Genomic DNA, 15183 nt, shown 5'->3' with positions numbered 1-15183 from the left:
CACGCGATCAGACAAATGCTGTGAGTTACGTCCCAGATTTAACTAATAGAGCTGGTAGTCTCCTACTGTGATTTGTACTATCGACTCGTCTGAAATGGTTCAGACGAACACATCATTAAAAGTCTTAATAATGTGATTTTTTAAAGCCAAACTCGTCGTGAGGCGGGGTCGGAAAGCCACGGGTCTCTGGTTTGATTGGAGATGGCTGGGTTGCATTGCTTCATATATTAAATAGGAATTTATTATGAAAAAAGCGATGCTATTTGTTGTAGCTCTTTTGTTTTCGGTCAGTGTTAATGCCGCTACGTTGTCTATGTCTACTGCTGGTTCTTCTTTTGACCAGGATGTCGATGTATCAAACGGTAGTGTAGTTTTAGGTGGTGGCACAGTAAGTGAAGGACCTGGTACATGGTTCTCACAGTTTGATGTTAGTACAGACGCTGATACAGCTGTTAAAGTTGAGTGGTCGTTTAATCCTACTAGTTCATTAGCAGGGGCCACATTAAGATTTAACAACGGTGTTGATGGTATTCAGTTGTTTAACATTACCGGTGACTTTAGTTTTACAGCAATGATTTACCAAGGGTACACAGCATGGGTTGACATCATTGATGCAACTAGAAATGTATTTAAATATGATGTTTCTGTGTCAGCTGTACCAGTACCTGCTGCATTGTTTTTATTCGCACCAGCCCTATTAGGTTTCTTGGGTCTGCGTAGAAAAACAGCAGTAGCTGCATAAAACTTGAAGTAAAAAATCAAGTTAACAATTGTTAGTTAGATTGAAAGGGGAACTTCGGTTCCCCTTTTTTATGGCTACTAAATATTTTCTTTTTAAAACAAGCTCATTTGCTTTGTTGGTTTATGAAATAAGTCGGTTCTCAGAACCGCTGGAGACTTGTTTAATGGGTATTTCTTGACCGCAACTTCGAATCGTTTTTTGATCATTTCTGCATATAGCCCCTGACCTTCAAGCCTGTAACCAAACCTTGGATCATTTGTTTTGCCATTTCTGGAGTCTTTAATACGATTTATGACATGCTCTGCCTTGTCAGGATAATGAGTATGTAGCCAATCATTAAAGAGGGGGCTGACCTCTCTTGGTAATCTAACGAAAATATAGTCTATATTTTCAGCCCCTGCTTGTGCCGAAGCATCAATAATATTTTCTAGTTCTGTATCAGTCAGAACAGGAATGACTGGGGCAATAAGCACAGATACAGGAATTCCATTTGCCTTCAATGTCTCAACTGTTTGCAGTCGACGTTGTGGACTGCTGGCGCGAGGTTCGAGTTTCCTGGCAAGTGTTTTATCCAGTGTTGTAATGGATAGATGAACATTTACCAATTGCTTCTCAGCGAGCTGTTTGAGTAAATCAACATCACGTTCTATCAATGAAGATTTAGTCACAATATTAACTGGATGACTGAACTCAATCATCACCTGAAGTAGTTCCCGAGTAAGGTTGTAGTGGCGTTCGATGGGTTGATAGGGATCGGTGTTGGCGCCTAATGATAATGTTGAACAGCGATAGTTTTTTGCCATCAACTCATCTCGCAGTAATTTTGCGGCATTGGGTTTGATGGTTAACTTTGTTTCAAAATCGATCCCTGGTGAGAGTCCCAGATAAGCATGTGAAGGACGGGCGTAGCAGTAAATACAGCCATGCTCGCAGCCACGATATGGATTAATTGATTGCTGAAAGGGAAGGTCAGGTGATTGGTTTCTACTAATAATACTACGAGGGGATTCTACACTCACTTCTGTTAAGTTGTTGGCTGGTCCATCATGAAACCAGCCATCATCAATTTCAGTGCGTTGAAACTTATTGAAACGGCCATCGATATTATTAAGCGTTCCCCGGCCTTTTTGTATTTTTGCGTTTTCTGACATTAGTCAGACAAGTAATACTCTATCGTTGACACAACACGAACGTTTTTGATCTGTGGATTATTATTATCGCGTGCACTAATGCTGAACTGGCCTTGGCTAGCTTTACGGATCTTGCCGAGTGTACTATCTGAATCCTGCGCAAATTTTTCAGCAACTTCACGTGCTTTTCTGGTTGCTTCTTCAATCATTTGCGGTTTGACTTCATTAAGACGAGTAAACAGATATTCAGGTTGGGCAGCGTAGTTATTGCCTGTTAAAACGATACCTTGCTTACCCAGTTCAGAAAGTTGCCCCATCACTTGTCGGACGGTATCAATGGCATCCGAATAAACCGTGACGGTTTGAACCGCCGTATAACGAAATTCAGCACGCTCATTACCCCCATATTGCTGGGCAGATTTATCTGTAATGGCAGGTGCACTGATAGTGACATCAGCACGTTTGATTCCAAGTTTAGTCAGGAAGGAGATGATGGTATTGGTATTGGCATCAACATCATTGTATAAGGCTTGCAAATTATTACTTGCGAGCGTGAATTGGATAGGCCATATCACCACATCTGCAGTGAACTCTCTTTCAGCCAGGCCTTTCACTGTCACGGTTCGCTCATATTCTTTGTATTTGATGGCGGCATTTGAGAGAAACCAGCCTAAACTGCTCAAACCAAGAACTAAAGCAATTCCAAGAATCAGACTGCTGGTTTTATTTACCGATGACATAAGAAGCCCCTCAAAAAAGGAAATGTTTACCAGCAGTGTAAATCAAAAGTTGCTTATGATCGACGAGAAAAATGCTCTTTTGAAAATGCGATTCGCTGTTCAATAGTCATTTTCTTTGTATTGGTCAATGCTTCAACTTTTTTCAGCCTGGGTAATAAACCTGAACCATTTGCGACTTGAATACTCAGTCCTGGACGGGCATTGAGCTCAAGCAGCATGGGGCCTTTTGTCCTATCCAGGACAATATCTGTACCTAAATAGCCTAAGCCTGACATTTCATAACAGGAAGCAGACAAATGCAGTAACTGATCCCAATGCGGTACTTGAAGATCGAGCAGGTTTCTTCCTGTATCAGGATGTAACATAACCGGGCGATCAAACTGTACAGCGCGTACCGCACTACCATTGCCAATATCCAGTCCCACCCCAACAGCACCTTGGTGAAGATTGGCTTTACCGTTAGAGTCAGCGGTTGATAAGCGCATCATCGCCATCACAGGAAATCCCTTGAAAACGATAACGCGTGTATCAGGCACACCTTCAAACGTATAACCATTGAAACAATCATCAAATTGGATTAATGCTTCAACAATGGCAACATCAGTTCGACCGCCCAATGAAAATAAGCCGGCCAGAATGTTAGAGACATGACGCTGTAGATCGGCCAGTTTTAAAATTTGTCCATTCGCTTTGTGATAACCAAAATCATCAGAACCTGTGACAACTAAAATCCCTTTGCCACCAGAACCATGAGCGGGTTTGATGCAAAAACCCGCTGTATTTTTGATAATCTCGAGCAGATCATCTACCTGGTGTTGTTCAGTAATGGTACCAATAAGATCGGGCGCATTAACGCCAGCTTCCAGCACAATTTCTTTTGTCTGTAACTTATCATCAACCAGAGGATAGAGTCGTCTTGGATTATAGCGGCTAATGTAAGCAATATTCCGTTCGTTCATTCCAAGCACACCAATCTTGGCAAGCTTGTTTGGGTGAACGTACCGAGATTTGACGTCTTTCAGCCAATTCAGCACATTCAGACTCATAGGTGATCCTCAGTTAAGGGTTTAAAGCGCTTCAATTCCAGCAAGCGATAGCCGGTGTAATTACCTGCCATTAATACTAATCCCATCAAAATAAGCTGGATGCCTAGGAAGTTGAACGTTAAATGACGAATTAATTCGTTATTCATGGCTAGGTAAGCCAGCACAGCCACTAACAGCGAACCACCACCTTGAATCACTACTTGATGTGGACCTTCTTCTTCCCATAAAACCGACATTCGTTCAATGGTCCATGCCAGAATAATCATCGGGAAGAAGGTAATTTTCATACCCTCAGTTAAACCAAGCTTGTAGGCAAGAATAGAGAATATCGCGATGATGCCTATAACCATAATGATGACCGCGGATATTCGGGCAACAAGGAGTAGGTTGAGATAGGACAGGTATGAGCGAATTAATAAACCAGTACCAACAATCAGTAAGAAACCAACAAGGCCGGTCACGAGGCTGGTCTGAATAAAGGCCAGGGCAATCAATACTGGCATAAAGGTACCAGATGTTTTCAGACCGACCAAAATACGCATCAATACAACGACGAGCACACCGACCGGTATCAACAAAATACCTTTAAACAAGGCTTGTTCTTCGAGTGGTAAGGTATAAAGCGAGAAGTTTATTAAGGTCTCATCAGCAAATTTTTGGTTTAGAGCCACACCAAAAGGCAGCTCTTGTTGAATCATGGAGAAAGTCACATGTGAGTTAGTACCACCAATCAGTTCAAGAACCGGACCTGAATGGTATTCCCACAGTAATAAATTATCTGGCCGGCCTTGTTCACCCGTTTCAGGATTAAATAATTGATAGTCGTTACCATCAAATACTTGAATATAGGTGACTAATTCCTGTCTTCTACGACCATCTTCAAGGAACAGAGCGTGAACTTGGCGCGCCGGAACACCAGCTTGTTGTAATAACTGAACTATCCATTGAGTTTGTGTTTTCAATTGCGCCAGTAGTTCGGCGTTTTGTGATTGGTTTTTGAATTCCTGAATTAACTCTCTGGCCAGCGTGTAAGGGGTGGAAGAGCGTTCCTGTGCACGATCAAGCAGCTGGTTGGCAGACGTTGCATAAGGTTCTTTTTCAATGCTGACTTTTAAGGCGGGTGGCTGACTGGGTTCAGGTGGCACAGCATAAGGATCCAGCAGCATATCAACCTTGTAATATAAGGCTTGTTCACCATTCGCATGACGGATTGACCATTCAGCACGGTGGCCACCATTATCTCGTTTCGTATAAGCAAGACCATAACCAGGACTGGCGGTTTGCTGACTCAGCTGGGTGAAACCCGGTTGTGTGCCGGGGATGGCAAGTGATGCCAGCACTTCTTTATCTTGCGCATCAAACTCGACTTTGGCCTCAATCGACCAGGTTTGGCGCTGCTCCCCTGGAAGCCAGGGGATGTCAAAAGTGTAGTGTCTATGTAAGGTTAATCCCAGGCCTGAGACAATCAGCAAGCCCACTAACAGATAAAATGCTTTACGAGATGTCACGGCCTGGATTCCTTATTTTTTCTTCGTTTTGCTGACAGATGGCGCTTGAGGTTGGTTTTGAACAATCTCAGGTTTTGGCTGAACATTGTCTTTCGCTACATCAACTACAGCTACATCTCTTAAGAATTCACGACCTAAAAGAATCGGGTAAGTCATTTGGGTACGATCATTTAATGTGAACTCTGCTACTTCCGTCATTTTGCCCAGACGCACAGTCAGCGAAGCAACTGGTCTTTTGTCCAATGTATCGGCTGAAGCCTGGCGAATTTTCACGTAACGAACCAGAGGGGCTTCTACGATAAAGCTGTCATCACCATCATCTGGTGCTAAGCGGAAACGCACCCAGTTTTTACCATCTTTTTCAAAGGGGGTGATATCTATAGCGCTGATAGAAGATGTGGTGGCACCGGTATCAACACGGGCTTCATAAACGCGGTTAACGGCTTCGATCCATAACCATTCTGTTTTACCGACAACCAGCTTATTACCAATATTGTTAGTACTGACAGCTGCTGCAGGCTTAGGACACAGCGGGGGAGCAGCATCACCTTTGTGTTGTTTGACGATAACCGTGTCAATCTTACCTTCAATGACATCCATGCGGCCTTCAAACTGACGTTGTGTTTTGCTGATTTTTTGTAGCTCATCTGCCTGAGATTTTTCTTGTTTACTCAGCACGTCACATTGTTGCTGGATTTGTTGAGTCAGGCGAGATTCAGTTTGTTGTAGAGAGTCGGCTAACTCAGTAGCAGAAACGGGTGGCGTTTGTGGACCTTGTTGAATACAAGCGCTTAAAAAAACAGTTGAAGTTGCAATCAGAACGAATAGTCTAGACATAATAACCTTGTAAGGATAATTGATTAGATTCACTAAAAAATAGCGGCTATTGTAGCAGACACAGTGGCTTTGATAAGCAGACTATTAATAAATCTTAAGATTATATTTGGCGTTTTAACAGCAAATGGATGTAACGTCCCATATCCCGATAGACCGGCATACGACAATACTTATGCTCAAGTTCGAATAACACAGCCTGGTCACTATTGTCTCTAGCTTGTTGGCTCATATAGTCGTTGAAAATGCGCACGCCCGTGTGCGTCTCCACAGTAAATCCAGCATGATGAATAACATCAATAATCTCATGCGGGAATTGTGGATTCGGCGGTGTTAACTTATTGCCTTTGCCAATATAACTATCATTAAGAATAGGTGGCAGGCGCCAGCCGCCCTTTAGTACATTGCTGTAAACCATAGCATTTCTGTTGTAGAACAGTAATGACAAATAGCCGTTGGGCTTAACCTTATCTATAATCATCTGCAAAGACGATATCGGTTCACTTAACCACTCGAGAACAGCATGACAGATCACCAAATCAAATTGAGGAAGCTCTGTGGCGAGTGACTGTGCTAATTGTTGATAAAAGTTGGCCGTAATATTGGCCTGTTCAAAATTGACTTTAGCGGTATTAAGCATTTTTTCAGACAGATCACACAGCGTCAGCTGATGACCTTGTTCTGCCAGCCAGAGGCTGATTTGTCCCTGGCCACAGCCTGCATCCCACACATCAAGCGGGGATGCGCTGACAAACTGTGCCAGATCTTCTTTTAACAATCGTAGTCGCCACTCACCTTTGACCGTGTCGTAGATTTTGCTATCGAACCTGTCGAATAAATCATCAAAATTACGATCGTGTTTGATGGTCATACGCTTTTGTTCAGTAAGGCATCTAACAAGTTATCAAGTGCCACGATACGATCCTCTGCTTCAGGCATGTCTTCGACAAAGCGTAATTTGTCCTGACCATCCAATTTGAACTTCTTCGGTTGTTTTTGAATGAGATTGATAATGGTCATCGGATCAACATTGGGTGATTCTTCAAATAACAAACGACCACCTTGATCGTAGACATCGATTTTACGAATACCGATTTGTTTGGCCTTAAAGCGAAGTTCGTGAATAGCAAACAAGGTTTTGACCTGATCGGGTAATAAACCAAACCGGTCGATCATTTCCACTTGTAATTCATGTAAGGCTTCGTTGTCAGCCGCCGCAGAGATACGTTTATACAAAACCAAACGTGTATGCACATCAGGTAAGTAGTCTGATGGAATCAGGGCGGGGACGTGCAAATCAATTTCGACAAAGTGACGGTCTGATTGATTCAGACTTGGTTCTTTACCTGATTTCAATGCTCTGACGGCGCGTTCCAGTAATTCGTTATACAGATTAAAACCAATCTCCTGCATCTGGCCACTTTGCTCATCACCTAATAACTCGCCCGCGCCACGAATTTCCATATCGTGTGTGGCTAAGGTAAAGCCTGCGCCTAAGTCTTCGATAGACTCAATGGCTTCCAGACGTTTCACCGCGTCTTTGGTCATGGCTTTTTGCGGTGGCGTGATGAGGTAAGCATAGGCCCGATGATGAGAACGACCCACGCGACCACGGATTTGATACAACTGAGCAAGCCCCAATTTATCCGCACGATCGATAAAGATAGTATTGGCGGTCGGAACATCAATACCGGTTTCAATAATGGTGGTACAAACCAACACATTAAAACGCTGGTGATAGAAGTCGAGCATGACTTGTTCCAATTCCCGCTCACGCATTTGTCCATGCGCCACAGCGACCTTGGCTTCTGGCAGAATCGCTTCTATTTCCCTGGCAACCCGATCAATATCTTCTACTTTATTATGTAAGAAATAAACCTGGCCGCCACGTTTGATTTCACGCAGCATACCTTCACGGACTTTCTCAGCATCCCATTGTAAAACAAAGGTTTTAATGGCTAATCGACGTGCTGGTGCGGTGGCGATAATCGACAAATCACGAATACCGGAAATCGACATATTCAATGTGCGTGGAATAGGCGTCGCCGTCAGCGTTAGTACATCAATATGTGCCCGGTATTTTTTTATCTGTTCTTTCTGAGTGACACCAAACCGATGTTCTTCATCCAGAATAAACAGGCCAAGACGTTTAGGATCAATATCTTGCTGCAATAATTTGTGTGTGCCGATAATGATGTCGGCGTTGCCTTCACTAATCCCTGTTTTGACTTTATCCAGGGCTTTTTTAGATTGGAAACGCGATAACACTTCGACTTTTACTGGCCAGTCAGCAAAGCGATCTTTGAAATTCTCATAATGTTGTTGAGCGAGTAAGGTGGTCGGCACCAACACCATCACTTGTTTACCAGAATGCACCGCCATAAATGCCGCACGCATAGCCACTTCGGTTTTACCAAAACCCACATCACCACAGACCAGTCTGTCCATCGGCTGTTCAGACAACATGTCTTTAATAACAGCGTCAATCGCATCTTGCTGATCGGGTGTCGGTTCAAAAGGGAAGGCCGCGGCGAAAGCCGCATAGTCTTCATCAGGCATGCCCATCGGTTGTTTTTTATTGGCTGCCCGACGAGCATAGATATCTAATAATTCTGCCGCCACATCGCGTGCTTTTTCAGCTGCACGTTTACGGGCTTTTTCCCATTGCCCTGTGCCCAGCTTATGTAATGGAGCCAATTCAGGCGCCGCGCCAGAGTAGCGACTGATTAAATCGAGAGACGCGACAGGCACATAGAGCTTATCGCCCTTGGCATATTCCAGCGTGACATATTCCGCAGTGACATCGCCGATATCCAGCGTTTGTAAACCAAGATAACGTCCGACACCATGATCTTCATGGACAACAGCATCACCGACGGAGAGTTCAGCAAGATTACGGATAATGGCATCGGTATCACGCTTTTTACGACTGCGACGACGGCGTTGCATGACCTGTTGGCCGAACAACTGCGTTTCAGCAATAACGGCCAGATTTTCATTACCCAGCAATAAACCTTGTTCAAGTGGCGCAACCGTAATCGTTAAAGCGTCATTACTTTGAATAAAGGCATCCCAGTTACTGACCGGCTGACATTTGATATCGTGCTGACGCAGCATATCCAGTAATGTTTCCCGGCGTCCGGCACTCTCGGCTGCAAATAAGATTCGTCCTTTGAACTGATCGATAAATTGCTGTAAGGCTTCGCAGGGTTTGTCCTTACGCACATTCATCGTTAATTGTGGTGGCATGCCAGAGCCATAGTTGATATGACCGGCTTTATCCTGATGTTCAAAGCTCTGCAGTTGCAGACGTTGATAGGATTTGAAACGACTAAATAACTCTTCAACAGGAATGAAAACATGCTGAGGTTCGAGCAAAGGCCGTTCTGGATTCACACGATGATTACGATAGCGGTCACTGATTTCCTGCCAGTAGCGTTCAGCACCAACATGTGGATCAGCCACACTGACAATCAAAGTGTTATCCGGCAAATAGTCGAGCAGACTATTGGTTTCTTCAAAGAATAAGGGCAGATAAAACTCAATACCGCCAGGAACATTACCGTCACTCACTTCACGGTAAATAAAGCTTCGCTGTGGGTCACCCTCAAAATGGCGACGGAATTGTTGCCGGAATAACTGAATGCCGTCTTCGGTCATCGGAAATTCACGGGCAGGCAATAGCTGAATGCTATCAATGGTATCTATTGAACGCTGAGTTTCTGGATCAAATGTTCTTAAAGTATCGATTTCATCATCAAACAGATCAATACGATAGGGGAGTTTGCTACCCATTGGGTACAAATCAATAATCGCCCCACGAACAGTAAACTCACCATGTTCCATCACCTGTGAAACATTACGATAGCCGGCTTTTTCCAGCTTTAAACGCCAGCTTTCAATATCAAACTGATCACCCGTCTTGAGAATCAGCGTGTTGCCTTCGAGGAAGGCGCGAGGCGCGATACGCTGCATTAATGTCGCGATGGGCACCATCAACAAACCTTGCTTGAAGTCAGGTAATTGATGCAGTGTTTCTAAGCGTTCTGAAACGATATCCTGGTGAGGAGAAAAGGTATCGTAAGGCAGCGTTTCCCAATCGGGGAAATGTAAAACTGGCCGCTTATCTTCACCAAGGAAAAATTTAGCTTCTAATTCCAGCCGATGTGCACTATTCATATCATCGGTGATGACCAATAGCGGGCCGTCGTGCTGCTGCGCCGCTTTTGCTAATAACAGGCCTTGTGCGCTGCCATAAAGTTGGCCAGCAAACAGGACTTCTTTATTGGATGACGGTAACTTGGGATTGAGCAGATTAGGCTGAGTATGATTCACTAGACTGGATTCGTTACAAAAACGTCTATTTTCACATAAAACGAAGAAGTCTTGTCACAAAGACCTGAATAAGGCACATTATCCCTTATAATTTATAAGTGATTATATGCTTGAATAAACTAGCAAAGGTGCGGGAGAATAATAATGAAGCGAATTGAAAATGTCGTGTTGTTAAAAACAATAGGAAGTGCCGAGTTGTTGGCAGCCTTGGCGATGTTTTACTTTTTTTATACTGATGTGCCAGCCTTGATTGGTGGTTTTATTTTGCTGGGCCTGTCAGCAAATAGCTTTTATCAAGCGCATAAATGTTATCAACGTCAGTACGCACCCAGACAAAACGACCAAACTTGAAATGAAACATGGCTGAAGCAGTTAAGCAAACAAAAACGAGCGAATTTGATTCAGCCTCATTCCTGAAAAATCTGACCAGCCGTCCCGGCGTCTATCGCATGATTGATGATACCGGGACGGTGATTTATGTCGGTAAAGCCAAAAATCTTAAAAAACGGGTTTCCAGTTACTTTCGCAAAACAGGTTTAACCTCCAAAACCCGTGTCATGGTCGCTCAAATAGCGTCCATCGAAACCACCGTTACCCACACTGAAAACGAAGCCTTAATCCTTGAAAATAATCTTATCAAGGAGCTGATGCCACGTTACAACATCTTGCTTCGTGATGATAAGAGCTATCCTTATTTATTAATTTCAGGCGATAAATTTCCACGGTTAAGTTACCACCGTGGCGCAAAGCGCAAAGCTGGTCGTTATTTTGGGCCATACCCCAGTGCCGGGGCAGTACGCGATAGTCTTAACTTGCTGCAAAAACTGTTTCCGGTGAGACAGTGTGAAGACAGTTATTATCAAAATCGCTCCCGTCCTTGCCTGCAATATCAGATAAAACGCTGTACCGCGCCCTGTGTTGGTCTGATAAGTGAAGAAGAATATAAGAAAGATGTCGAACACACGATCATGTTTCTGGAAGGCAAAAACAAACAGGTGATGGATGATCTAAGTGCTGAAATGGATGCTGCATCACAACGGCTCGATTTTGAACAAGCCGCGGTTATTCGGGACAAAGTCATTGCCTTACGTCGGGTGCAAGAGCGTCAATATGTTAGTTCAGATCAGGGTGAGTTTGATGTGCTGGCCGCCATTGTCAGAGATGGCATGGCCGTGGTCGAAGTGTGTTTTATACGCGGCGGTCGCAACCTCGGCAGTAAAAGTTATTTCCCTAAAGGGTCGGGGGATAGTAGCCCCGAGGAATTATTGTCTGCCTTTGTGCCGCAATATTATCTTGGCAAAAATATTCCTACAGAAATTTTGCTCAGCCATGAACCAGAAGACCAAAGCCTGCTACAGGACGTACTGCAAACTGAGTCCGGACATAAAGTCAGTTTAAGAAAGCCGCAACGTGGTCAGGGTGTTCGCTGGATGCAAATGGCCTCAACCAATGCTGAGATCAGCCTCACACAGCGCTTAAGTAGCCGCTCCAATTTATTGCAGCGTTTCGAAATGCTGCAAGATGCACTAAGCCTTGATGAGTTACCCAAACGTATCGAATGTTTTGATATCAGTCATACCCGTGGTGAACGCACGGTCGCATCATGCGTCGTATTTGGGCTTGAAGGCGCTATCAAAGCTGACTATCGCAAATTTAATATTGAAGGCATTACGGGCGGTGATGATTACGCGGCCATGAATCAGGCCTTGACCCGTCGTTTCACGCGTTTGCAGAAAGGCGAAGGCAAAAGACCAGACCTCTTATTAATTGACGGTGGTAAAGGCCAGATTAAAGAAGCACAGGAAGTGCTGGAAGAACTCAATTTATCTGACCTACCTATATTAGGTATCGCAAAAGGACCTGAGCGCCGACCTGGTGAAGAAACATTATTTCTTGTCGGTAGAGAAGGGGAAGTCACTCTGTCAGCCGATTCACCTGCCTTACATCTACTCCAGCAAGTCAGGGATGAGGCCCATCGTTTCGCCATTACCGGACATCGTCAGCGGCGTGCTAAAGCGCGTAAGACCTCAACACTTGAGCACATTGAAGGCTTAGGGCCTAAACGCAGACAAAAACTGTTACAACAATTTGGTGGCCTGCAGGAAGTACAACGTGCCGGTGTGGAAGATTTAGCCAAGGTAGACGGTATCAGTAAATCGCTGGCCCAAAAAATCTACGATGTTTTTCATGGCGATCATTAGGTCTGCATAGTGATACCATAACCATGATTTTAATTTTAAGTGACACAAGATGTTGAATTTGCCAAATATTTTAAGCTGTTTACGGATTCTCTTAGTTCCCGTTTTGATCCTGTTTTATTTTTTACCCATGCCATCAGCATCAGTCTGGGCAGCGTTGATATTTGTCATTGCCGCATTTACCGATTGGCTTGATGGCTATTTAGCCAGGAAGTGGGAGCAAACCTCAGCATTCGGTGCATTTCTTGATCCGGTAGCCGATAAGCTCATCGTCGTGATGGCACTTATCATGGTGCTGTTTAAAAGTCCGGATTGGTACATCCTGATACCCGTCACTTTAATCATCGCACGTGAATTAATTGTTTCCGCATTACGCGAATGGATGGCCGAATTAGGGCAGAGAAATGCCGTTAAAGTATCTCAGATGGGAAAATGGAAAACCACCTTCCAAATGCTTGCGATTGCCTGCTTGATTTACTATAAGCCCTTATTTGGATTACCAGTTTTTGAAATTGGTGTAGCTCTCTTGTACGCGGCAGCCTGGTTAACGATACAGTCAATGTACTACTATCTTTTAGCTGCCTGGCCAATGATGCGAAATAAGGGTTGACATAAAAAATGAAGTGCCTATAATGCACGACTTCCTCAGCGGGAATAGCTCAGCTGGTAGAGCACAACCTTGCCAAGGTTGGGGTCGCGAGTTCGAATCTCGTTTCCCGCTCCAAGAATATAAAAAGCCGCGGTCAGTCAAGTCACTATCGCGGCTTTTTAGTCTTAGACTTAATGAAAAATGGCTGGGTGGCAGAGTGGTCATGCAGCGGACTGCAACTCCGTGTACGCCGGTTCGATTCCGACCCCAGCCTCCATTTTCAACCCCGCATAAATAAATCAGCATCAGGCGCTTTTAAGCGCTTTTTTTTATGCCTGTTGTTTCTGTTTAACCATCACTAAATGATTACCTGCATATAATCTCTGAGAGACGCTTTCGTTTGTTGAGGTATACGCCTTCAAGCTTTACTGCCTATAGTATAACTGACAGAGTGAGAAGAGCTGCCAATACAGGTTTTGCATTAGCTTTAGGCAATGATAAGTTCAGACAATAGATTGAAATGTTGATAGGGATAAAAGTGACCGTACTAAAACCTACCCTCAGAATCGAAAAATAAGCTATTTTTACTCTAACCCTCAATATCTCAAAAATCTCATAAAGTCACACTAATCTAGTTTGATGTCGCCAGGTAGTACTTTAGGTTTTGCTATGTTATCTGGTACTGAATATTCAGAGTCAAGTGATTTCAAGAATAGAACTAATTTTCGGATTTCATTATTTGTGAGTGGTGCTATAGAACCCAGCAATTCTGAGCGTGATACCAAGATTGAACTCACATAACTAGACTGCTCCGGTTCATCGACTTGGGCTTTGAAAAGAGAAGGTATAGGATTGAAATGATGCTTGATTATTGAGTCAAGATCTTTAAAAGCCCCATTATGTCCATATGGTGATGATTTACTTACGTTTCTCAGCGGAGGTGTTCTAAATAGATACAAATCTGAAGCTTTAGATGTAGCTGCTGCTCTACCATAATCTAAGTAATTACCATTTCTTCCAACTTTCCCTTGTGGAATAGCCAAGCTATGGAACTCCATGTCAGTGAAGTATTTTCCAGAGTGACAAGCGTAACAGCGACCTTTACCTAAAAATATCATTGCTCCTTGCTTTGTTTCGGAGCTGATATAGTCGTATCTACCCGAAAGGTACTTATCCCAATGTGAAGGGGATAAAGCAAAGGCAAATTTTATATATTTAGCTAAAGCGTTTCCAACATGTGTTATGTTGAAATCATTAGCTGATACGTTGGGGTAGGCAGCAGTAAATAAGTCTAGGTATTGTTCTTGATATGCTTGTCTATTTTGATTCTCAGACCCAACAAGTCTGGGAATGATATTATCAAAGACATTAAGCGTCCTTTCGATATAGTTATGATCGGCTTCTGTAGTAATCAACCCACCGTGATAATATTGGTGGTGAGAAGTAACTTCAGCTCTGCCCAACATTTCATCCTGCTCAGAGATAGGCAGAACTGCGGCAACTGCAAGCTGGTCTTCAAAGCCCTCTGGTAATTTTTCTCCGAGAGGACTTTCTATAACTCCGTATTGGTTAACCTGAACTCTTCCATCCCAGAACAATCTGGTAAATTCTTTTTGTGATCTATCATCAAGTGCAAGTGTGTTCCTTGGTACCAAAAGTGCCTTTACTGGGTTTGAGTTTTGCCTGTCTTTTCCAATCCCATTCCCACCTATCCCAATAGCGAGGCTATTACCATCAGTTGAACCTAAGTCACGGCTGTGGCATGTGGCACATGAAACTTCTCTTGTTCCACTCAGCCTGCTGTCAAAAAAAAGAGCTCTCCCAAGTTCTTCAATTGAACCAAATTTAAGTTGTTTCTTTGTTGAGGTTATTGGAGTTATTTCAAGTGCCTCAGTGGCCTTATGTAAGAAAAGGTCATCCTGTAGTGGTTAACTGATCCCGGACACCATTTTAGGAGGTAATATGACCTCCAAAGAGGTGTTCAATGACAAAACAAAGAAGAAGTTTTACCCCTGAGTTCAAGCTGGAAGCAGCCAGTCTAGTTGTCGACCAGAACTACAG

General features: G+C 43.6%; 11 protein-coding genes, 2 tRNA genes, 1 pseudogene and 1 riboswitch. Of the genes and pseudogenes, 6 read left to right on the top strand and 8 right to left on the bottom strand.

Features of this window, described 5'->3' with window-relative positions; genetic code table 11:
- Nucleotides 1-135: 135 nt before the first annotated feature.
- A riboswitch (cyclic di-GMP riboswitch) is annotated at nt 136-218 on the top strand.
- 26 nt (nt 219-244) lie between these two features.
- Nucleotides 245-742: a hypothetical protein gene (locus AC13DA_RS07145; RefSeq protein WP_284450774.1), complete on the top strand. Its 498-nt coding sequence runs from the start codon at nt 245-247 to the stop codon at nt 740-742.
- Nucleotides 743-834: 92 nt separating this feature from the next.
- Here AC13DA_RS07145 and AC13DA_RS07140 read toward each other — a convergent pair whose 3' ends face one another.
- From AC13DA_RS07140 to mfd, 7 genes are all read right to left on the bottom strand, one after another.
- A complete protein-coding gene (locus AC13DA_RS07140; protein WP_284450775.1) occupies nt 835-1893 on the bottom strand; it encodes a PA0069 family radical SAM protein in 1059 nt (352 codons plus the stop codon).
- Nucleotides 1893-2612 carry an SIMPL domain-containing protein gene (locus tag AC13DA_RS07135; protein ID WP_273181202.1) on the bottom strand — a complete coding sequence of 240 codons (720 nt, stop codon included), beginning with the start codon at nt 2610-2612 and terminating at the stop codon, nt 1893-1895. Before AC13DA_RS07135 ends, AC13DA_RS07140 begins: the two co-directional genes overlap by 1 nt.
- A 53-nt stretch (nt 2613-2665) precedes the next feature.
- On the bottom strand, nt 2666-3658 hold the full coding sequence (locus tag AC13DA_RS07130) for an alpha-L-glutamate ligase-like protein (RefSeq protein ID WP_284450776.1): 993 nt from the start codon (nt 3656-3658) through the stop codon (nt 2666-2668).
- The gene (locus AC13DA_RS07125; RefSeq protein ID WP_273181199.1) at nt 3655-5166 is read right to left on the bottom strand and encodes an inactive transglutaminase family protein; all 1512 of its coding nucleotides are present in this window, start codon (nt 5164-5166) and stop codon (nt 3655-3657) included. The genes AC13DA_RS07130 and AC13DA_RS07125 overlap by 4 nt, the downstream gene beginning before the upstream one ends.
- A 12-nt stretch (nt 5167-5178) precedes the next feature.
- Complete coding sequence (locus tag AC13DA_RS07120) at nt 5179-6003, bottom strand: ATP-dependent zinc protease family protein (RefSeq protein WP_284450777.1); 825 nt, start codon at nt 6001-6003, stop codon at nt 5179-5181.
- Nucleotides 6004-6103: 100 nt separating this feature from the next.
- A complete protein-coding gene (locus tag AC13DA_RS07115; protein WP_284450778.1) occupies nt 6104-6871 on the bottom strand; it encodes a methyltransferase domain-containing protein in 768 nt (255 codons plus the stop codon).
- On the bottom strand, nt 6868-10335 hold the full coding sequence (mfd, locus tag AC13DA_RS07110; protein WP_284450779.1) for a transcription-repair coupling factor: 3468 nt from the start codon (nt 10333-10335) through the stop codon (nt 6868-6870). The genes AC13DA_RS07115 and mfd overlap by 4 nt, the downstream gene beginning before the upstream one ends.
- Nucleotides 10336-10479: 144 nt before the next feature.
- On the opposite strand from mfd, the gene AC13DA_RS07105 reads away from it, so the two are divergent.
- The 5 genes from AC13DA_RS07105 to AC13DA_RS07085 all read left to right on the top strand — a co-directional run bounded on the left by AC13DA_RS07105 (nt 10480) and on the right by AC13DA_RS07085 (nt 13399).
- Entirely contained in the window at nt 10480-10686 is a 207-nt protein-coding gene (locus AC13DA_RS07105) for a hypothetical protein (protein WP_007146357.1), read from the top strand.
- Nucleotides 10687-10694: 8 nt separating this feature from the next.
- Nucleotides 10695-12536 carry an excinuclease ABC subunit UvrC gene (gene uvrC, locus AC13DA_RS07100; protein WP_273181193.1) on the top strand — a complete coding sequence of 614 codons (1842 nt, stop codon included), beginning with the start codon at nt 10695-10697 and terminating at the stop codon, nt 12534-12536.
- A 49-nt stretch (nt 12537-12585) separates the two neighbouring features.
- The gene (pgsA, locus tag AC13DA_RS07095) at nt 12586-13143 is read left to right on the top strand and encodes a CDP-diacylglycerol--glycerol-3-phosphate 3-phosphatidyltransferase (protein ID WP_284450780.1); all 558 of its coding nucleotides are present in this window, start codon (nt 12586-12588) and stop codon (nt 13141-13143) included.
- A gap of 38 nt (nt 13144-13181) precedes the next feature.
- Nucleotides 13182-13257: transfer RNA gene (locus AC13DA_RS07090), tRNA-Gly, on the top strand.
- 68 nt (nt 13258-13325) lie between these two features.
- A tRNA-Cys gene (locus AC13DA_RS07085) sits at nt 13326-13399 on the top strand.
- A gap of 349 nt (nt 13400-13748) precedes the next feature.
- Here the strand turns inward: AC13DA_RS07085 and AC13DA_RS07080 are convergent.
- Nucleotides 13749-15020 (bottom strand): annotated as a pseudogene (locus AC13DA_RS07080) (His-Xaa-Ser system-associated MauG-like protein); the annotation flags it as partial.
- Nucleotides 15021-15183: the final 163 nt, after the last annotated feature.

The organism is Methylophaga sp. F-2 (genome assembly GCF_056859315.1).
The sequence above is the reverse complement of the archived record's forward strand: the minus strand, read 5'-3'. Positions and strand labels throughout refer to the sequence as shown.

Excerpts from the sequence above, each read along its gene's own strand:
- AC13DA_RS07145 (WP_284450774.1), top strand. The coding sequence starts at position 245 with ATGAAAAAAGCGATGCTATTTGTTGTAGCTCTTTTGTTTTCGGTCAGT.
- AC13DA_RS07140 (WP_284450775.1), bottom strand. The coding sequence starts at position 1,893 with ATGTCAGAAAACGCAAAAATACAAAAAGGCCGGGGAACGCTTAATAAT.
- AC13DA_RS07135 (WP_273181202.1), bottom strand. The coding sequence starts at position 2,612 with ATGTCATCGGTAAATAAAACCAGCAGTCTGATTCTTGGAATTGCTTTA.
- AC13DA_RS07130 (WP_284450776.1), bottom strand. The coding sequence starts at position 3,658 with ATGAGTCTGAATGTGCTGAATTGGCTGAAAGACGTCAAATCTCGGTAC.
- AC13DA_RS07120 (WP_284450777.1), bottom strand. The coding sequence starts at position 6,003 with ATGTCTAGACTATTCGTTCTGATTGCAACTTCAACTGTTTTTTTAAGC.
- AC13DA_RS07115 (WP_284450778.1), bottom strand. The coding sequence starts at position 6,871 with ATGACCATCAAACACGATCGTAATTTTGATGATTTATTCGACAGGTTC.
- AC13DA_RS07105 (WP_007146357.1), top strand. The coding sequence starts at position 10,480 with ATGAAGCGAATTGAAAATGTCGTGTTGTTAAAAACAATAGGAAGTGCC.
- uvrC (WP_273181193.1), top strand. The coding sequence starts at position 10,695 with ATGGCTGAAGCAGTTAAGCAAACAAAAACGAGCGAATTTGATTCAGCC.
- pgsA (WP_284450780.1), top strand. The coding sequence starts at position 12,586 with ATGTTGAATTTGCCAAATATTTTAAGCTGTTTACGGATTCTCTTAGTT.